The organism is Bacillus sp. FSL L8-0358 (assembly GCF_038593095.1).
Classification (GTDB): Bacteria; Bacillota; Bacilli; order Bacillales; family Bacillaceae; genus Bacillus; species Bacillus subtilis.
This window is the reverse complement of the sequence record NZ_CP151962.1, coordinates 2,126,617-2,143,272: the sequence shown is the minus strand read 5'-3', so window position 1 is coordinate 2,143,272 and position 16,656 is coordinate 2,126,617. Positions and strand designations below refer to the sequence as shown.

At 43.0% G+C, this 16,656-nt stretch carries 23 protein-coding genes; 15 read left to right on the top strand and 8 right to left on the bottom strand.

Going from position 1 to position 16,656, the window contains the following annotated elements; all coding sequences use genetic code 11:
• The first annotated feature begins 4 nt into the window (after positions 1 to 4).
• The 6 genes from NYE49_RS10735 to NYE49_RS10710 all read left to right on the top strand — a co-directional run bounded on the left by NYE49_RS10735 (position 5) and on the right by NYE49_RS10710 (position 4,981).
• Positions 5 to 1,315 carry a peptidase gene (locus tag NYE49_RS10735; protein ID WP_080009818.1) on the top strand — a complete coding sequence of 437 codons (1,311 nt, stop codon included), beginning with the start codon at positions 5 to 7 and terminating at the stop codon, positions 1,313 to 1,315.
• On the top strand, positions 1,293 to 2,120 hold the full coding sequence (gene ablB / locus NYE49_RS10730) for a putative beta-lysine N-acetyltransferase (RefSeq protein WP_342410202.1): 828 nt from the start codon (positions 1,293 to 1,295) through the stop codon (positions 2,118 to 2,120). Before NYE49_RS10735 ends, ablB begins: the two co-directional genes overlap by 23 nt.
• Positions 2,121 to 2,148: 28 nt before the next feature.
• On the top strand, positions 2,149 to 3,564 hold the full coding sequence (ablA, locus tag NYE49_RS10725; protein WP_004399420.1) for a lysine 2,3-aminomutase: 1,416 nt from the start codon (positions 2,149 to 2,151) through the stop codon (positions 3,562 to 3,564).
• Entirely contained in the window at positions 3,561 to 3,839 is a 279-nt protein-coding gene (locus tag NYE49_RS10720) for a YokU family protein (RefSeq protein WP_047182755.1), read from the top strand. The genes ablA and NYE49_RS10720 overlap by 4 nt, the downstream gene beginning before the upstream one ends.
• An 86-nt stretch (positions 3,840 to 3,925) precedes the next feature.
• A complete protein-coding gene (locus NYE49_RS10715) occupies positions 3,926 to 4,150 on the top strand; it encodes a YozE family protein (RefSeq protein ID WP_003231160.1) in 225 nt (74 codons plus the stop codon).
• A gap of 150 nt (positions 4,151 to 4,300) precedes the next feature.
• On the top strand, positions 4,301 to 4,981 hold the full coding sequence (locus tag NYE49_RS10710) for a hypothetical protein (protein WP_014480050.1): 681 nt from the start codon (positions 4,301 to 4,303) through the stop codon (positions 4,979 to 4,981).
• Here the strand turns inward: NYE49_RS10710 and NYE49_RS10705 are convergent.
• Positions 4,978 to 5,121 (bottom strand): hypothetical protein, encoded by a 144-nt coding sequence (locus NYE49_RS10705; RefSeq protein ID WP_003231164.1) that lies wholly within the window; start codon positions 5,119 to 5,121, stop codon positions 4,978 to 4,980. The genes NYE49_RS10710 and NYE49_RS10705 overlap by 4 nt on opposite strands.
• Positions 5,122 to 5,239: 118 nt before the next feature.
• Here NYE49_RS10705 and NYE49_RS10700 point away from each other — a divergent pair, with 118 nt between their 5' ends.
• The 3 genes from NYE49_RS10700 (at position 5,240) to yodL (ending at position 6,480) form a co-directional block, all read left to right on the top strand.
• Complete coding sequence (locus NYE49_RS10700; protein WP_003231166.1) at positions 5,240 to 5,416, top strand: YozD family protein; 177 nt, start codon at positions 5,240 to 5,242, stop codon at positions 5,414 to 5,416.
• A 77-nt stretch (positions 5,417 to 5,493) separates the two neighbouring features.
• Complete coding sequence (gene pgpB / locus NYE49_RS10695; protein WP_015483346.1) at positions 5,494 to 6,105, top strand: phosphatidylglycerophosphatase PgpB; 612 nt, start codon at positions 5,494 to 5,496, stop codon at positions 6,103 to 6,105.
• A gap of 60 nt (positions 6,106 to 6,165) precedes the next feature.
• Positions 6,166 to 6,480 (top strand): shape determination protein YodL, encoded by a 315-nt coding sequence (yodL, locus tag NYE49_RS10690; protein ID WP_004399431.1) that lies wholly within the window; start codon positions 6,166 to 6,168, stop codon positions 6,478 to 6,480.
• A 39-nt stretch (positions 6,481 to 6,519) separates the two neighbouring features.
• Here yodL and NYE49_RS10685 read toward each other — a convergent pair whose 3' ends face one another.
• Positions 6,520 to 6,645, bottom strand: coding sequence for a hypothetical protein (locus NYE49_RS10685; RefSeq protein WP_003231174.1), 126 nt, complete (start codon positions 6,643 to 6,645; stop codon positions 6,520 to 6,522).
• Positions 6,646 to 6,846: 201 nt separating this feature from the next.
• Between NYE49_RS10685 and deoD the strand changes: the two genes are divergently transcribed.
• Together deoD and ldcB are read left to right on the top strand one after the other, a co-directional pair.
• Positions 6,847 to 7,548 carry a purine-nucleoside phosphorylase gene (deoD, locus tag NYE49_RS10680; RefSeq protein WP_047182754.1) on the top strand — a complete coding sequence of 234 codons (702 nt, stop codon included), beginning with the start codon at positions 6,847 to 6,849 and terminating at the stop codon, positions 7,546 to 7,548.
• A gap of 82 nt (positions 7,549 to 7,630) precedes the next feature.
• Positions 7,631 to 8,452 carry an LD-carboxypeptidase LdcB gene (gene ldcB, locus NYE49_RS10675; protein WP_046340243.1) on the top strand — a complete coding sequence of 274 codons (822 nt, stop codon included), beginning with the start codon at positions 7,631 to 7,633 and terminating at the stop codon, positions 8,450 to 8,452.
• Between the two features lie 70 nt (positions 8,453 to 8,522).
• On the opposite strand, the gene NYE49_RS10670 is transcribed toward ldcB, so the two are convergent.
• Positions 8,523 to 8,774, bottom strand: a complete 252-nt coding sequence (locus NYE49_RS10670; protein WP_014477099.1) for a hypothetical protein — start codon at positions 8,772 to 8,774, stop codon at positions 8,523 to 8,525.
• Between the two features lie 87 nt (positions 8,775 to 8,861).
• Entirely contained in the window at positions 8,862 to 9,563 is a 702-nt protein-coding gene (locus NYE49_RS10665; RefSeq protein WP_015483344.1) for a class I SAM-dependent methyltransferase, read from the bottom strand.
• Positions 9,564 to 9,715: 152 nt separating this feature from the next.
• Between NYE49_RS10665 and ctpA the strand changes: the two genes are divergently transcribed.
• Positions 9,716 to 11,116, top strand: a complete 1,401-nt coding sequence (gene ctpA / locus NYE49_RS10660; RefSeq protein WP_047182753.1) for a carboxy-terminal processing protease CtpA — start codon at positions 9,716 to 9,718, stop codon at positions 11,114 to 11,116.
• Positions 11,117 to 11,149: 33 nt separating this feature from the next.
• On the opposite strand, the gene NYE49_RS10655 is transcribed toward ctpA, so the two are convergent.
• The gene (locus tag NYE49_RS10655) at positions 11,150 to 12,640 is read right to left on the bottom strand and encodes a sodium:solute symporter (RefSeq protein WP_047182752.1); all 1,491 of its coding nucleotides are present in this window, start codon (positions 12,638 to 12,640) and stop codon (positions 11,150 to 11,152) included.
• Positions 12,640 to 12,840, bottom strand: a complete 201-nt coding sequence (locus NYE49_RS10650; RefSeq protein ID WP_014114107.1) for a DUF3311 domain-containing protein — start codon at positions 12,838 to 12,840, stop codon at positions 12,640 to 12,642. The genes NYE49_RS10655 and NYE49_RS10650 overlap by 1 nt, the downstream gene beginning before the upstream one ends.
• 183 nt (positions 12,841 to 13,023) lie before the next feature.
• Between NYE49_RS10650 and NYE49_RS10645 the strand changes: the two genes are divergently transcribed.
• Both NYE49_RS10645 and NYE49_RS10640 read left to right on the top strand, forming a co-directional pair.
• Positions 13,024 to 13,935, top strand: a complete 912-nt coding sequence (locus NYE49_RS10645; RefSeq protein ID WP_047182751.1) for a ring-cleaving dioxygenase — start codon at positions 13,024 to 13,026, stop codon at positions 13,933 to 13,935.
• A gap of 15 nt (positions 13,936 to 13,950) precedes the next feature.
• Complete coding sequence (locus NYE49_RS10640; protein WP_047182750.1) at positions 13,951 to 14,553, top strand: alpha/beta hydrolase; 603 nt, start codon at positions 13,951 to 13,953, stop codon at positions 14,551 to 14,553.
• Positions 14,554 to 14,596: 43 nt separating this feature from the next.
• Here NYE49_RS10640 and NYE49_RS10635 read toward each other — a convergent pair whose 3' ends face one another.
• Positions 14,597 to 15,205, bottom strand: coding sequence for a nitroreductase family protein (locus NYE49_RS10635; RefSeq protein ID WP_047182749.1), 609 nt, complete (start codon positions 15,203 to 15,205; stop codon positions 14,597 to 14,599).
• A 129-nt stretch (positions 15,206 to 15,334) separates the two neighbouring features.
• Here NYE49_RS10635 and yodB point away from each other — a divergent pair, with 129 nt between their 5' ends.
• Entirely contained in the window at positions 15,335 to 15,673 is a 339-nt protein-coding gene (gene yodB, locus NYE49_RS10630; RefSeq protein WP_004399427.1) for a transcriptional regulator YodB, read from the top strand.
• Between the two features lie 394 nt (positions 15,674 to 16,067).
• Here the strand turns inward: yodB and NYE49_RS10625 are convergent, their stop codons facing one another.
• Entirely contained in the window at positions 16,068 to 16,457 is a 390-nt protein-coding gene (locus NYE49_RS10625) for a tautomerase family protein (RefSeq protein ID WP_014477090.1), read from the bottom strand.
• Between the last annotated feature and the right edge of the window lie 199 nt (positions 16,458 to 16,656).

Genomic DNA, 16,656 nt, shown 5'->3' with positions numbered 1-16,656 from the left:
GGGAATGAGGATGCAAGACATTGAAAGAAAAGTAATCGGGTGGCTTGATCAGCATTCGGCCAAAGCCATACGTCTTCTCAAAAGGCTGATTGGAGAAAAAAGCACATTGGGGTCAGAGTTTAACGCCCAAGCTGTTGTGCTTGAAAAGCTGCGGCAATTTCATATGGACATTGATGTATGGGAGCCAAGCATAAAGCAATTAAAACAGCATCCCTACTTTAAATCTAACCGATCCGATTTTCATGAGAGCCCGAATATCGTGGCTAAAAAAACGGGAGCCGGCGGAGGCAGGTCCCTGATTTTGAACGGCCATATCGATGTTGTGCCTGAAGGAAGCGTAAAGGATTGGAAGTATGAACCGTATCAAGCTGTCGAAGAAAACGGTAAAATATACGGCCGCGGCTCAACGGATATGAAGGGAGGCAATACAGCCCTTCTTTTTGCTTTAGAAGCCCTGCACGCCTGCGATGTCAAACTGAAGGGAGATGTATTGTTTCAGAGTGTTGTAGATGAAGAGTGCGGCGGCGCCGGTACACTGTCCGCCATCATGAGAGGCTATCGTGCTGACGGGGCACTGATTCCTGAACCGACGAATATGAAACTATTTATTAAGCAGCAGGGTTCGATGTGGTTTCGGATCACTGTGAAGGGATTATCCGCACATGGGGGCACACGCTATGAAGGGGTAAGCGCGATTGAAAAAAGCATGCACGTTATCACAGCGATACAAGAGCTGGAGAAAGTCCGCAATGCGAGAATTTCAGATCCGCTGTATGACAATATCCCAATACCGGTACCGGTGAATATCGGCACCATCTCAGGCGGTGCCTGGCCATCTTCAGTTGCAGACCGTGTCGTCATAGAAGGGAGATGCGGAATTGCTCCCCATGAGAAACCAGAAGCTGTAAAACTTGAATTGGAAAACTGGCTGAAGGATTTAGAATACTATGACGAATGGTTTAAACGCCATCCCGTACAAGTCGAATGGTTTGGCGCTCAATGGCTGCCGAATGATTTACCTGATGATCACCCTTTAATTTCTGTGCTGCAATCAGCCTATCAAAAAATGAAACAGACAGAGCCGATTATTGAGGCTTCCCCGTGGGGAACGGATGGAGGGCTTTTGTACCATGCAGGAGATACACCAGTAATCGTTTTCGGGCCGGGGGAAACAAAAACGGCTCATCAGGCCAATGAATACATTGAGGTTGAAGCCATGATAGAATCTGCTAAAATTATTGCACTTTTTGTCATGGATTGGTGCGGGCTTCATACAGATGGGGAGGATGCGGATGCTCAAGTCAATAAAGAGTAGCGGTGTCACAGCAGTTTTGGACCATGACGGCTTTAATAAACGAATCAGAGTGGTCCGTTATGACGGAGCCATTGAGAAGGCCCTGCCGGATATCGTGGCAGCGGCAAAAGAAGAGAATGCAGAAAAAATCATTGTCTATGCGAAGCAGCATGATGAGCCAATCCTTGCCAAACAATTATTTGCGCCGGAGGGGTATCTAAAGGGCTATTATCTCGGCTATTCGGCTTGTGTCATGGTACGTTACCTTTCAGAAAGCCGGAGACAAACAGATTCTTATACAAAGGAACAGGAGATCATCGAAGCCATATATCGCACAGCGCCCCGTCTTCGCAACGACAGTACACCCGTTTTTACGATGAGAAAAGCAGAAACAAACGACATGTACCAGCTATCGATGCTGTATAAAAAAGTATTCCGCACGTACCCAACCCCGGTATTTGACCCCGCTTATATTGAAAAGACGATGAATGCAAATACGGTGTATTATATTATGCTTGATCATGGCCGCCTGATCAGCGCAGCAAGCGCAGAAATCAATCCAGAGCTTGGGCATGCAGAAATAACCGATTGCGCTGTGCTGCCGGAATATCGCGGCCATTCGTTAACAAGCTTTTTAATCGAGGCGTTAGAAAAAGAAATGGCTGGAAAGGATATCTTTCATGTATTTTCTCTCGCCCGTGCTTCGTCTTTTGGGATGAATGCTGTGTTGTACCATTCAGGTTATCAGTATGGCGGAAGGCTGATCAATAATTGCTTTATAGCCGAAGGCCTTGAAAACATGAATATTTGGTGCAAGCAACTGTAAGTCAAAATATGCGCGAGGAGGAGTTCGTTTGAAAAACAAATGGTATAAACCGAAACGGCATTGGAAGGAGATCGAGTTATGGAAGGACGTTCCGGAAGAGAAATGGAACGATTGGCTTTGGCAGCTGACACACACTGTAAGAACGTTAGATGATTTAAAGAAAGTCATCAATCTGACCGAGGATGAAGAGGAAGGCGTCAGAATTTCTACCAAAACGATCCCCTTAAATATTACACCTTACTATGCTTCTTTAATGGACCCCGACAATCCGAGATGCCCGGTACGCATGCAGTCTGTGCCGCTTTCAGAAGAAATGCACAAAACAAAATACGATCTGGAAGACCCGCTTCATGAGGATGAAGATTCACCGGTACCCGGTCTGACACACCGCTATCCCGACCGTGTGCTGTTTCTTGTCACGAATCAATGTTCCATGTACTGCCGCTACTGCACAAGAAGGCGCTTTTCCGGACAAATCGGAATGGGCGTCCCAAAAAAACAGCTTGATGCTGCAATTGCTTATATCCGGGAAACACCCGAAATCCGCGATTGTTTAATTTCAGGCGGTGATGGGCTGCTCATCAACGACCAAATTTTAGAATATATTTTAAAAGAGCTGCGCAGCATTCCGCATCTGGAAGTCATCAGAATCGGAACAAGAGCGCCCGTTGTCTTTCCGCAGCGCATTACCGATCATCTGTGCGAGATATTGAAAAAATATCACCCGGTCTGGCTGAATACCCATTTTAACACAAGCATCGAAATGACAGAAGAATCCGTTGAGGCATGTGAAAAGCTGGTGAACGCGGGAGTGCCGGTCGGAAATCAGGCTGTCGTATTAGCAGGTATTAATGATTCGGTTCCAATTATGAAAAAGCTCATGCATGACTTGGTAAAAATCAGAGTCCGTCCTTATTATATTTACCAATGTGATCTGTCAGAGGGAATCGGGCATTTCAGAGCTCCTGTTTCCAAAGGTTTGGAGATCATTGAAGGGCTGAGAGGTCATACCTCAGGCTATGCGGTTCCTACCTTTGTCGTTGACGCACCAGGCGGCGGCGGTAAAATCGCCCTGCAGCCAAACTATGTACTGTCACAAAGTCCTGACAAAGTGATCTTAAGAAATTTTGAAGGTGTGATTACGTCATATCCGGAACCAGAGAATTATATCCCCAATCAGGCAGACGCCTATTTTGAGTCTGTTTTCCCTGAAACCGCTGACAAAAAGGAGCCGATCGGGCTGAGTGCCATTTTTGCTGACAAAGAAGTTTCGTTTACACCTGAAAATGTAGACAGAATCAAAAGGAGAGAGGCATACATCGCAAATCCGGAGCATGAAACATTAAAAGATCGGCGTGAGAAAAGAGATCAGCTTAAAGAAAAGAAATTTTTGGCGCAGCAGAAAAAACAGAAAGAGACTGAATGCGGAGGGGATTCTTCATGAAAACATGCGAATGGTGCGGCGAGCTTGAAGCGGTGCCCGGCAGGAACACGGTGTACTGGGAGCTCCCTGATGGAACGAGGGCTATTGAACTGACAGACACCCCTGCCATGGTATGTTCTTCCTGCGGTATGACTTATCAAGAGGAAAACATGGTTAAGGAGATTGAGGATCAGCTGCTTTTAATTCAAACAAAAAAACTGCCTGAAAGCCTGACATATCAGCAGCTCATGGAGACAGAAAGAATTTTGAAACGCAACTATTTTGACTTCTCCTGAGTCATGTTTCAGTATTCTTTTGTTGTAATTTTACACTTGAACTGTATAATAGAACAACAAAAGACAGACACCAGGAGGGGAAACCCATGAAATCCTTTTATCACTATTTATTGAAATACAGACACCCTAAGCCGAAGGACAGCATCAGTGAATTTGCCAATCAGGCGTATGAGGATCACAGCTTTCCAAAAACATCAACCGATTATCATGAAATCAGTTCATATTTGGAGCTGAATGCTGATTACCTTCACACGATGGCGACGTTTGATGAAGCTTGGGATCAATACGAGTCTGAAGTGCACGGCAGATAATAGCTGTTTCATCCGCAGATCACTGCGGATTTTTTTATGTCCATACCCATACCATAATTGGATATTTCCTTTGGTTTTCATGCCCATGCGAATTGGCTTCACCCGGCATACGATAGCGTATGAGAAATGTTGCGGCGAGGGGGAGACACCATGAAGCAAAATAAACCGAAATTCCAAGTAGGGGATATCGTAGTCGTCATTATGTATGGAACAGTCGGCACCATCACAAAAGTACACCAAATTGATAAACACTATCTTTATGAAGTCAATCATAACGAAGTTTTATACTTTGAATCATCCATTCAGCTTTATAAAGATTATGAGGGTGTCATTGTCGACATGGAGAAGCTTGATATTGAGTATGAATTCCTTATTGGGGACGTTGTTTATGTAAAAGATTATGGAAAAGAACTCTTTCGCATTATCGGCCATAGAACAGAAATTTGGAGATATTTAGAAGATGGCTGGGAAGATATCATTTATGAGCTGACCCGTTTAAAGGATGGAGAGTGGCTTGAAACGGAGGAAGAGGATCTCACGCTGGTGCTTAGAAAATATGAAATGGACCAGTTTGTGCATCAGCTGTTGTTTGTCCATTATGTAGGAGAAACTGGCCATGAGATCGGCGAAGATATCGCATCGTCTGCTCTTCTTCAGTTTGAAGGCGATGATGAAGATCAAGATACCCTTCACATCCTTGCTGTGTCAATTGTTGATGAGCTTCTGGATATTTATAATGACTACAAAATTCTGTACGAAATGTTTCATGATGAAGAATATAAAGACATGATGATGTTTGTTTTGGAAAGTTTAAAAGAGCATTTCAGTTAGTTTGTGAACATACGGATCAAGACATATAAAAAATATGGCAGACAGCCCCAAATCATCACACGCGTCATTCCTTTGAGCGTTTTTTCCATTATGATATCAAATCTTTCTCCGTCCAGTGCTTCCATCATTTTAGCAATCATAGCGTCAGCCTCCCATGGCTCGTTTTTTATTCAATATATGACTGAAAGAATTGTTTAGAACACCGGGTATAATTCAGCCTGTTTTTTCATAAAACATAAAAAAGGAGGCGGTACGGAGATGAAAGAAATAGATCTTGTGATTGATACGGAAGAAATCGCTGAATTTTTTTACAGAGAGCTTGCAAGACGGGGCTACATACCGAGTGAGGATGAGCTGTTTGAAATCGCTGATATTACCTTTGATTATTTGATAGAAAAATGTATGATAGATGAAGAGCTGGATGAAGATGAGTGAGGCTTAAAACCGGAGCGGTCAGCTCCGGTTTTATTATTCATGTTCTATGACTTTTGAAAAAATTGAGGTGGTTAAAATTGTACAAGCCCGTTAGTTTGTTTCTTTTCTTTCTCATTCTAGCTGCGGCCATTCATACAAATGCTGTTCAATCTGCAGATGAAGCAATAAGCAGGGCAGCTGTTTTGATCCGTCAGCCATGGCTTAATGAAGTCATGACGGGGATCACGCATCTTGGTGCTTCTTCTTTTCTGCTCCCTCTAATTGTCATCATTGGAGCAGGCCTGTTTTTCTACAGAAAAACATGGGACGGCCTGTTGATGCTCTTAGTATTCGGCACAGATCGGCTGTTAAACAAAGTCTTAAAAGAATGGATCGAAAGAGTGAGGCCTGATTTTGCACCGCTGGTTCATGAATCATCCTTCAGTTTTCCGAGCGGCCATTCCATGAATGCTGCTTGTGTCTATCCTGTTATTGCTTACTTTTTAGTGAAACATCTCCCGTTTTTGTCCAAGCATAAAAAAATGGTATATATCATAGCCGGTGTAATTACTGTTTTAGTCGGCATAAGCAGAGTGTATCTGGGGGTTCATTTTGTGACAGATGTGTTAGGAGGCTTTAGCCTCGGCTTGCTTCTGTTTTTCCTAGTAAAAGGTTTTGACGAAAAGATTAAGCGGTTTCGACAAAAATAGAGAGAGGAAAACACAGCAAAAACGCCAATATGTTAAAGAAATAAAAGGGAGGGGATCTTGATGATGTTATCCGTGTTTAAAAAGAAGTCTTGTTCCTATGACGTGACAATATTTCAGACACCCCGGTTTGGCGAAAAAAAGGGCTACAGAGCCGTCTATCGAACTGAACTGAACGGGAGCGATCATCAAGACGTGCTGAAAAGAGCATTCTCTTTGTTTAATGTATTCGACACTGTTCCGAGTGATTATGATGCAAGATTCATGGCCACAGGGGACGTGATCTTGATTGATGAAGGCAGAAAAGGGAAAACATATTATCAACTGCTTCCCGCCGGCTGGAGGAAAATCAATCGTCTGATTGTACAAACGACATAATGAAAAGAAAACTGCGGAAACCCGCAGTTTTCTGCAGTTTTAAGGCTTGCGTTTGGCAGCAGAATATTCTTTCCCGTGTGCTTCTTCAGCTGCAATGATATCTTTTTCAGGTATATGATTGTTCTTTTTTTGGCCGGTGATCCGGTTGCGATGTTTTTTACCCATGTCCCACCCCTCCTTCCTGCGGTTAGGTTTTCAAATTAACACCCCGATTATCCGTTTTTCTGAGGAAGTGCCTAACAGATCCTCGAACATTTCTTTTTTCGACATATTCCTTTATAATCAATGCTGAAGTTTGTTTCATCATGACATTCGTTGTAAAATGGACGGGCTGGATGATAATTTAGATTTACAGGAGGATATGAGATGAGTGTACATATAGGTGCTGAAAAAGGACAAATTGCGGATACAGTGCTTTTGCCGGGAGATCCTCTCAGAGCAAAATTTATTGCAGAAACGTATCTTGAAAATGTAGAATGCTACAATGAAGTCAGAGGCATGTATGGATTTACGGGTACATATAAAGGTAAAAAAATCTCAGTACAAGGCACGGGAATGGGCGTTCCGTCTATTTCAATTTATGTGAATGAATTAATTCAAAGCTACGATGTGCAAAATCTAATAAGAGTCGGTTCTTGCGGCGCTATTCGTAAAGATGTCAAAGTGCGAGACGTCATTTTGGCGATGACCTCTTCAACTGATTCACAAATGAACAGAGTCGCTTTTGGAAGCATTGATTTTGCGCCTTGCGCAGATTTCGAGCTTTTAAAAAATGCCTATGATGCCTCAAAAGATAAAGGTGTGCCGGTGACTGTAGGAAGCGTATTTACAGCTGACCAGTTCTACAACGACGATTCGCAAATTGAAAAACTTGCAAAATACGGTGTGCTTGGCGTTGAAATGGAAACAACTGCATTGTATACATTAGCAGCGAAGCACGGAAGAAAAGCCCTGTCAATTCTCACCGTGAGTGATCACGTATTAACAGGAGAAGAAACGACAGCGGAAGAGCGTCAAACGACATTTCATGATATGATAGAAGTGGCTTTACATTCCGTATCACAATAAAATATATCAAGAGGCGTGCTGGGTGCCGGCAGCCTCTTCTTTATGAATGCGGAAACGATTGATAAAAGGAAGGTAATGTAATATGAAAAAGTCCGGTAAATGGTTCTCACTGGCTGCCGCTCTGAGTGTAACGGCAATAGTCGGAGCCGGCTGCAGCATGTCGAACGGAGATGCTCAAAAGGATACGAAAACCACAGCAGAAACAAAGCAAACAGAACAAAAAACAGCTGACAGCAAAAAATCAAACACTCAAAACAGTGAGTTTTCATTGGAAAGCCAGTATTTCAATGATATTAAAAAAGTCGATGGTCTGGAAACCATTCAAAATCCAGAAAATGTACTCGCGCTTGTCAATAAACAATATGCACTGCCCGGAAACTATGAACCTAGCGATCTTGTCATACCTGATGTAGAGTTTTCTTTTGAAGAAAAGATTCAAAAACGTTACATCAGAAAAGAAGCGGCCGACGCATTAAAAACAATGTTCGATGCTGCCAAAAAGGAAGGCTATGAACTGGCAGCTGTCTCAGGGTACCGTTCGTATGACAGACAGAAAGTCATTTTTGACAATGAAGTAAGCCTAAAAGGGGAAAAGAAGGCAAAGGAAGCGGTCGCTTACCCGGGTGAAAGCGAGCATCAAACAGGCCTTGCGATGGACATTTCGAGCCGGAGCAATGGCTTTGAGCTAAATGAAGCGTTCGGAAGCACGGCAGACGGGAAATGGGTGCAGGACAATGCTTATAAATATGGCTTTATCATTCGCTATCCGAAAAATAAAGAAGATATCACGAAATATGAATATGAGCCATGGCATCTGCGCTATGTAGGCAAAAAAGCCGCAAAGGTCATCCAAGATAATGATTTAACGCTTGAAGAGTACTTTGAAAAAGTGAAGAAAATTTAAAATGAAAAGCCCGCTTATACTAGATAAGCGGGCTTTATTGTGTCTGGTGAATCTAGCATTTGTTCTATGCTTACCAGAAGAATAAACCAGCAAGAGCGACCCCTGTAATTAAACCGAGGGAAATACCGTAAGCTGCTCCGTATCCCCAATAACCGCCCCAATATCCGTAACCGAAACCTCTTGGCCCTCCGCCGGTCGGAGCTATAAAAACTCTGTCTCTTGTTACACGGGTAATTCTGCCGACGTGAACTCTCCCGCCTCTCTCTGTAATTCTGACGACTTTACCTTGATGGTTTTTGCAAAGATGATAATATCTCTCCAATATTGTTCCCCTCCTATCCTGACTTTCTATCAGCATATGATAGATAGGAAAAAAAGGTTGGACGAAAACAGGGGGCGATACGCCGTTTTACTTGTACGCGATAAAAATACAATGACCCATGTACTCACTATATAACTGCATGAGCTGATAATGTGTTTGAAGCGTATCGTAATAGATGGGATCAATCGTTTGCGATAAATCCATTTCTGTGGTTGGTTCAAATTCCATGTCTTCCGGAAGAAGTGTCATCGCTTCTGTTTTTTGAAAGCCATAGGATCTTAGGAGTTTATGCCATTCGCTTTCTTCATGTAAGCAAGTAAATCCGTAAAAATCCATCATTTGCTTCTTTTCTGCAGGGGGCATCGGTTTTTTTAAAGCAGCTTCGATACCAATCAGCATCCCGACGGGTTTTAAAACTCTTGAAATTTCTTGAAGAGAGGATGTCAGTCGTGAAAAACTGAGGACCGATTCTGACAGGACGCAGGAAAAGGACTCAGAAGAAAACGGGAGATGTTCCAGCTCCGCCTGATATGCAGGGATGGCAAGCCCTTCATTCGCAAATCTTTTTTTCGCTTTCTCAAGCATAATAGGATCTTTATCAACGACTGTTACAGGATACAGCAAATGTCCTAAATAAGCCGCCGTTTGCCCTGTTCCGCATCCGGCATCAAGAATCGGCTGATCCGGGGAGGGCGCAGCCTTTTGCAAGACCGCTTTTGAAAAAGCCAGCCCGCCTGGGTGCGCCCCTGCGACACCGAATAAGGACAGCATTTCTAAATATCGGCTCAATATCGAATCCTCCTTTTTCCTTATCATATGTCGTATAAAGACATAGGTTTATGAAAAGCAAAAGAAGGGCGTTTCTCTTTCATTTCTGCTCCGAGTTGACGAATAAGAATTCGTCCATGATAATAATGTAAGAAGAAAAAGGTGGTGTTTAATTGAAACGGCAATTAAAACTGTTTTTTATTGTGCTGATCACTGCAGTTGTCGCTTCGGCGCTTACTTTATTTATTACGGGCAATTCCAGTATCCTGGGCCAAAAATCAGCAAGCACAGGAGACAGCAAGTTCGACAAATTAAATAAAGCGTATGAGCAAATCAAAAGTGATTATTACCAAAAAACAGATGATGACAAATTAGTAGACGGAGCAATTAAAGGAATGATTCAATCACTGGATGATCCGTATTCTACATATATGGATCAAGAGCAAGCGAAATCATTCGACGAGACGATTTCAGCATCTTTTGAAGGAATCGGAGCCCAAGTAGAGGAGAAAGACGGAGAAATCCTTATTGTATCCCCAATTAAAGGTTCACCTGCTGAAAAAGCCGGTATCAAACCGAGGGACCAAATCATTAAGGTGAATGGAAAAAGCGTAAAAGGCATGAATGTAAATGAAGCCGTCGCTTTAATCCGAGGCAAAAAGGGCACAAAGGTGAAGCTTGAACTGAACAGAGCGGGAGTGGGGAATATCGATCTTTCCATTAAGCGCGATACCATTCCTGTAGAGACTGTCTATTCAGAGATGAAAGACAACAACATCGGAGAAATTCAAATCACTTCTTTCTCTGAAACAACAGCTAAAGAGCTGACAGATGCGATTGACAGTTTAGAGAAAAAAGGCGCCAAAGGCTATATTTTAGACTTGAGAGGCAACCCGGGCGGCTTAATGGAACAGGCGATTACGATGAGCAACCTGTTCATTGATAAAGGGAAAAACATCATGCAGGTTGAATACAAAAACGGTTCAAAAGAAGTCATGAAGGCCGAAAAAGAACGGAAAGTGACCAAGCCGACCGTCGTTTTAGTAAATGACGGTACAGCAAGCGCAGCCGAAATTATGGCCGCTGCCCTTCATGAATCGTCAAACGTACCGTTAATCGGCGAGACGACATTCGGCAAAGGTACAGTACAAACGGCAAAAGAATATGATGATGGCTCTACCGTCAAACTGACAGTTGCCAAATGGCTGACTGCTGACGGCGAATGGATTCACAAAAAAGGCATCAAGCCTCAAGTGAAAGCAGAGCTGCCTGATTACGCGAAGCTGCCGTATTTGGACGCAGATAAAACGTACAAATCAGGTGATACAGGCACAAACGTCAAAGTGGCTCAGAAAATGCTCAAAGCACTTGGTTACAAGGTAAAGATTAACAGTACGTATGACCAGGACTTTGTATCTGTCGTCAAACAGTTCCAGAAAAAAGAGAAGCTGAAAGAAACAGGCATACTGACTGGCGATACAACAACGAAATTAATGATAGAACTTCAAAAGAAGCTGTCTGATAATGATACGCAAATGGAAAAGGCAATTGAAACACTGAAAAAAGAAATGTAAAAAAACCATACGCGGCTGCCGCGTATGGTTTTTTTATGCACCCTTTTGATTTGGATTAGCGTCTTGTTTTTTGCCAAATAAACCTTCAATGACAGGATTGGATCCCGCGTTTTTAACGAACAGCGGATTCAGGATCACCACAGCGATCATGTTGGCGGCCAATCCCCAGAATCCTTCATAAATGCCATGTGCGGATTGAGTGGTATACACAATAAACGTAACCGCTAGGCCGACTAATAATCCGATAACTGTCGCTTCTTTCGTTTGGTTTTTCCAGAACAGGCTGACAGCGATCGCCGGGAAGATTTGCACCATACCGGATACACCTAATAGCTGGAGTGTCACTAAGGCAGTCGGGAACAGCATTCCAAACAGCAGCGCAAGACCGATGACAACAAAGACCATTGAACGTGTGACGAGGGTCAGCTTGCTTTGCGACACATTCGGATGAATCAAATCCCGGTATAGGTTGTTGGCGAATAAATTCGATGCGCCGATTGCCATAATGGAACAAGGTATTAATGAAGCAAGAGCGATAGTGGCATATGCAAAACCTTGTGCCACGCCGCCGTAAGATGTTTGAATCAAATGCAGCAGCGCCAGCCTTGGATTTGTATCTTCCGGCAGGACAAGAAAGGCGATAAAGCCAAGAAAAATAACCAAAATTAACACGATATTATAAAGCGGCAAAAACATGCTGTTTTTTCTTACTGCATCAGCGCTTTTCGCCGTGAAAACACCTGTAGCGGCATGTGCCCACATAAATAGTGCCAGAGCGGAAACAATAGATGCTGTGATAAACCAAGGAATGCCTTTTGGCCCTTCTGCCGGTATCGTCAGCATTTGAGGCGCTTCCTTCACTAACGTGTCAATCATCGGTGTCCAGCCGTTAAAATGAATGAGAGGGAGGGACACCACCATAAACAGCATAATGACCCATACTAAAATGTCCTTAATGATGGCTGTATATGTAGGCCCTTTAATCCCGCTGAAGAATGTGTAAAGAGCAACAAGAATAAATGAAATGATCACAACGAATTTTACATTAATATATCCGGTGCCGGCAACCTGAAGCGTGTCTTGAATGCCGCTCAGCTGAAGGCATATGTACGGAATAAGCATGAGTACCCCGACGATGGCAACGAGGCTTGCCAAAAGCTTACTGTTAAAACGTTCCCGGGCATAATCCGCGAGTGTTGTTAATTTATGAATTTTCGCAACCTTCCAAAGTTTTGGCAAGAAGAAGTAGGCGATAAAGTAGGCCAACACAGAATAAGGAATGGCGAAAAATGCAACACTTCCGCCTGTAAAAGCAGTACTGGTCAACCCTAAGAAAGTATAGGCCGTATAAAGGTCAGCGCCTACTAAAAACCAGACGAGAAGACCGCCGAAGCGTCTGCCGCCGACAGACCATTCTTCCACAGAAGTGCGCGAGGATTTGTCTCTTCCGGCGAGAAAGCCGATACAGACAACGGTTAAAACAATAATAGCAGTAATGAGAAGTGCGGTCAGATTCCCTTGCATTATTCAAGTCCTCCATCTTTTTTTTGCATCTGATAAATGCCAAATGAGCATAACGGCGTAATAATAATCCACAACAGCAGCCAAAAGTGGAAAAACGGCAGGCCGAATATAATCGGTTCTATTCGATTCACAAGCGGCAAAAGCGCAAGCTGAACGAATGGCAAAAGAATGAGAATAACAATAAGTGCTTTTTTAACCATTTACTTTCCTCCTGAAACATGATAATGCTCACTATAATAGCAGTTGTAAGAAAAGATCACAAGATAATTATTAGAAAAAAATGATTTTTTCAATTATTTAATCAAAACACATGGTTTGCATCCTTTTGAATAAAGGTTTAAAATAATAAATATCTTGAAATCGAGATAAATAGGAGTGAGAAAATGAAAACAGAAGGATTGCACCATGTCACAGCATTCGCCAGAGATCCGCAAGAAAACTTGCGATTTTATACAGAAGCGCTTGGACTCAGGCTTGTTAAAAAAACAGTAAACTTTGATGATCCCGGAACGTATCATTTTTACTTTGGGAATCAAAACGGAGATCCCGGTACAATAATGACCTTTTTTCCGTTCCAAGGAAGCGGACAGGGAACGGTAGGAAAAGGCCAAGCGGGCCGGGTGTACTTTTCAGTTCCCTCAGGCTCCCTGTCTTTTTGGAAGGAGCGTCTTGAGAAAAGCGGGCTGAGCCTAGAGGAAAAAACGTTGTTTGGTGAAAAAGGTCTTATTTTTGATGATACAGAAGACCTTCCGCTGGCGATCATGGAGGATGCGAAAAGCGGCAAAAGCGAGTGGACGCCTGACGGGATCACAACAAATGAAGCAATTACGGGAATGAAAGGTGTGCTGCTATATTCCTACGACCCGCAGGCGACCATACAATTGTTAACGGAAAGCTTTGGATATACCAAAGTGGCCGAAGAAGACCAGATTGTCAGACTGGCAATCTCAGCGGCCGTCGGCGGTGTCATTGATGTCCATTTACACCCTGAAAAAAGAGGAGTCGGAGGATATGGTACGGTACACCATGTAGCGTTTCGGACAAAGAAAAAGGAACAGGCGAAATGGCTGCCGATTATTGCTGAAAACCATCTTCCTTCGTCAGAAATTCTCGACAGGGTATACTTTACATCAGTTTATTTCAGGGAGAAAGGCGGTATCTTATTTGAAATTGCCACAGATGAACCGGGCTTTATGACAGATGAAACGTTTGCTGAGCTAGGGACTTCCTTAAAACTGCCTGAATGGCTGGAGAAACATAGACAACAAATTACAGACATTTTACCTGAACTTTAAAAGGGGGAATTTATAATGAAGCATATTTATGAAAAAGGAACATCTGACAACGTACTTTTGCTGTTGCATGGCACGGGCGGTAATGAACACGATCTGCTTTCATTGGGACGGGTTATAGACCCTGATGCTCATTTGCTTGGTGTCAGAGGATCGGTGCTTGAAAATGGAATGCCGCGATTTTTCAAACGTCTGAGTGAAGGAGTTTTTGATGAAAAGGATCTTGTGGTGCGGACAAGAGAATTGAAAGATTTTATCGACGAGGCTGCAGAAACGCATCAGTTTAATCGCGACCGAGTGATTGCAGTCGGTTATTCAAACGGCGCAAACATTGCGGCAAGCCTGCTTTTTCATTATAAAGATGTGTTAAAAGGGGCTATTCTGCATCATCCAATGGTTCCGATTCGGGGTATCGAGCTGCCTGATATGGCGGGGCTCCCTGTTTTTATCGGTGCCGGGAAATACGATCCTCTTTGCACGAAGGAAGAATCAGAAGAGCTTTACCGCTATTTACGTGACAGCGGGGCATTAGCCTCCGTTTTCTGGCAGGACGGGGGCCATCAGCTGACTCAGCATGAAGCTGAACAGGCTCGTGAATGGTACAAAGAGGCGATTGTATAAAAAAAACCTTAGTCCGGATTTCGGACTAAGGTTTTTCATATCCTTACAGCCAAGTTGATACTTTTGAAAGCGGCAGACGGTTGCTTTGATGCGCAGGCTTCACTGCTTTGCCGATTGAAATTAGCATAACCGGAACATAGCGCTCACTGATATCAAATTGCTTTTGGAACTGCTCTTTGTTAAATCCGCCGATTGCGCAAGTGTCATAACCTTTTGCTTTTGCGGCAATCATAAGCTGCATAGCAGCTAAAGAAGCATTTAAGAAAGCGGAATCACGTGCGAATTGCTCGCTTTGGTAAGCACCGTTGATTTGGCCGAGCAATGTTTGTTTGATTTCATCCGTAATATAGCCTTGGCTTGCTAATTCAGCATAAACTTCTTCACCGTTTTCATTTGCCTTTAAATCGCCTAAAATGGCAACAACAGCAGAAGACTCAACGATTTGTTTTTGATTATACGCTACAGGAAGAAGCTCCGCCTTTGATTCATCGCTGTGGAATACTGTAAAATGCCAATGCTGAAGGTTCCAAGCGGAAGGCGCTTTAGCGGCAAGGTCTAATAGCTCAGTCAGCTCCTCCTTAGAGATCGGGGCCTTTGTATCATATTCCTTTACAGATGCACGTGCTTTTAAAACATCCAGAGTATTCGTCATAGTGTTTCCTCCTTCGGATAAACGTGGTATGATAATAGAAAAGTTAGAAGCTTACTAAATGTAACTTGAAAGATTATTGTAATGGATCATTGAATACATGTCAATCAATAGATGAAGGGATGAAGACTTGTGGGAAATACGATGTGCCCTAAAATGGAATCCGCATTTTCATTGCTGGGAAAACGATGGAACGGTCTGATCATCCATGTGCTAATGGATGGGCCGAAACGGTTTAAAGAGATAACGGAAACAATACCGATGATCAGCCAAAAAATGTTGGCAGAGCGCTTGAAGGAGCTTGAACAAAACGAGATTGTCGAACGGCAGGTTCTCCCTGAAACGCCGGTCAAAGTCATCTACACGCTAACTGAAAAAGGAACAGCGCTTCAAGCTGTATTTCAAGAGATGCAGGCATGGGCCGATCAATTTTGCGAGCCTGGTGACACAGTGTGTGAAGAAGAGAAATAAGGAAAGCGGCGTCTGAAAAAGCGCTCTTGTTTCCATGGTGAGTCATGTAAGTACGGTTCACACCCGTTTACATGACTTTTTATATTTGACAGACTGACATTTCCGGATTGGCAAAAGTGTCATGTGCATATGAAGGGGATATATAAAATAGGAAATGATCAATAAGTTATAGCATCCAGCCTGTTGTAAATGAGGATAATGATTTATCTTGTTATGAAAATCTTATTTTACGCCAAAACCCATTCATCTTCCAATTGGCATTTAAACCGGATCTAAAAGGAGATCCAGGTTTTTCGTATTGCTGGATGCTTCTATACTGATGACTTCCGCATTTATGAAAAGAAGAGAGAGCTTCTTTGGAGCTCTCTCTTCTTTTTTATGGGGAGACGAAATCTTATAGTTTTCCATTCAAAAATTGCGCCTCACCGAGACCGAAACTCCAGTCTGCGTCACCATTCTCAGTAATAGATACCATGAGGTCTTCAGGGGAAATTCCGCATTTTTCTTCTAGCCTTTCAGCAAGCAGAGCATACAATTTTTCCTTTTGGCTTTCGGTTCTTGCTTTGCTTGTCATGCTAATGATGACCAGGTCCTTGGTTCTCTGAAACCCTAATCCCGTATCTTGGATTATAAGCTCGTTTGCGGGATGCTGATGGACAATTTGATAACGGTCTCTTTCCGGAACACCAAACGCTTCAACCATCGCTTGGTGAGCAGTATCTAATAACAATTGCAGCGATTTTTCATCACGGCCCTCAATTACATCAAAACGCAATAATGGCATGTGTACTCCTCCTCTTGTGAAGTTGTTATCCGTCTGTTCTCATATTGTCTCATTTGCTTCCTGACAATGGATAAATATAATGATTGGCAGTCAACCTTAAAAAACATAACATATAACCAAAAGTTAATCAACATATAACTAATACATCATTGGGTTAGGCGGTAGATAATCGAGACAAGCTCATAAAAACGATTGACAG

What these genes read in the sequence shown, in the direction of transcription:
- NYE49_RS10735 (WP_080009818.1), top strand. Translation starts at nt 5, where the DNA reads ATGAGGATGCAAGACATTGAAAGAAAAGTAATCGGGTGGCTTGATCAG.
- ablB (WP_342410202.1), top strand. Translation starts at nt 1,293, where the DNA reads ATGCTCAAGTCAATAAAGAGTAGCGGTGTCACAGCAGTTTTGGACCAT.
- NYE49_RS10720 (WP_047182755.1), top strand. Translation starts at nt 3,561, where the DNA reads ATGAAAACATGCGAATGGTGCGGCGAGCTTGAAGCGGTGCCCGGCAGG.
- NYE49_RS10715 (WP_003231160.1), top strand. Translation starts at nt 3,926, where the DNA reads ATGAAATCCTTTTATCACTATTTATTGAAATACAGACACCCTAAGCCG.
- NYE49_RS10710 (WP_014480050.1), top strand. Translation starts at nt 4,301, where the DNA reads ATGAAGCAAAATAAACCGAAATTCCAAGTAGGGGATATCGTAGTCGTC.
- NYE49_RS10705 (WP_003231164.1), bottom strand. Translation starts at nt 5,121, where the DNA reads ATGATTGCTAAAATGATGGAAGCACTGGACGGAGAAAGATTTGATATC.
- NYE49_RS10700 (WP_003231166.1), top strand. Translation starts at nt 5,240, where the DNA reads ATGAAAGAAATAGATCTTGTGATTGATACGGAAGAAATCGCTGAATTT.
- yodL (WP_004399431.1), top strand. Translation starts at nt 6,166, where the DNA reads ATGATGTTATCCGTGTTTAAAAAGAAGTCTTGTTCCTATGACGTGACA.
- NYE49_RS10685 (WP_003231174.1), bottom strand. Translation starts at nt 6,645, where the DNA reads ATGGGTAAAAAACATCGCAACCGGATCACCGGCCAAAAAAAGAACAAT.
- deoD (WP_047182754.1), top strand. Translation starts at nt 6,847, where the DNA reads ATGAGTGTACATATAGGTGCTGAAAAAGGACAAATTGCGGATACAGTG.
- ldcB (WP_046340243.1), top strand. Translation starts at nt 7,631, where the DNA reads ATGAAAAAGTCCGGTAAATGGTTCTCACTGGCTGCCGCTCTGAGTGTA.
- NYE49_RS10655 (WP_047182752.1), bottom strand. Translation starts at nt 12,640, where the DNA reads ATGCAAGGGAATCTGACCGCACTTCTCATTACTGCTATTATTGTTTTA.
- NYE49_RS10650 (WP_014114107.1), bottom strand. Translation starts at nt 12,840, where the DNA reads ATGGTTAAAAAAGCACTTATTGTTATTCTCATTCTTTTGCCATTCGTT.
- NYE49_RS10645 (WP_047182751.1), top strand. Translation starts at nt 13,024, where the DNA reads ATGAAAACAGAAGGATTGCACCATGTCACAGCATTCGCCAGAGATCCG.
- NYE49_RS10640 (WP_047182750.1), top strand. Translation starts at nt 13,951, where the DNA reads ATGAAGCATATTTATGAAAAAGGAACATCTGACAACGTACTTTTGCTG.
- NYE49_RS10635 (WP_047182749.1), bottom strand. Translation starts at nt 15,205, where the DNA reads ATGACGAATACTCTGGATGTTTTAAAAGCACGTGCATCTGTAAAGGAA.
- NYE49_RS10625 (WP_014477090.1), bottom strand. Translation starts at nt 16,457, where the DNA reads ATGCCATTATTGCGTTTTGATGTAATTGAGGGCCGTGATGAAAAATCG.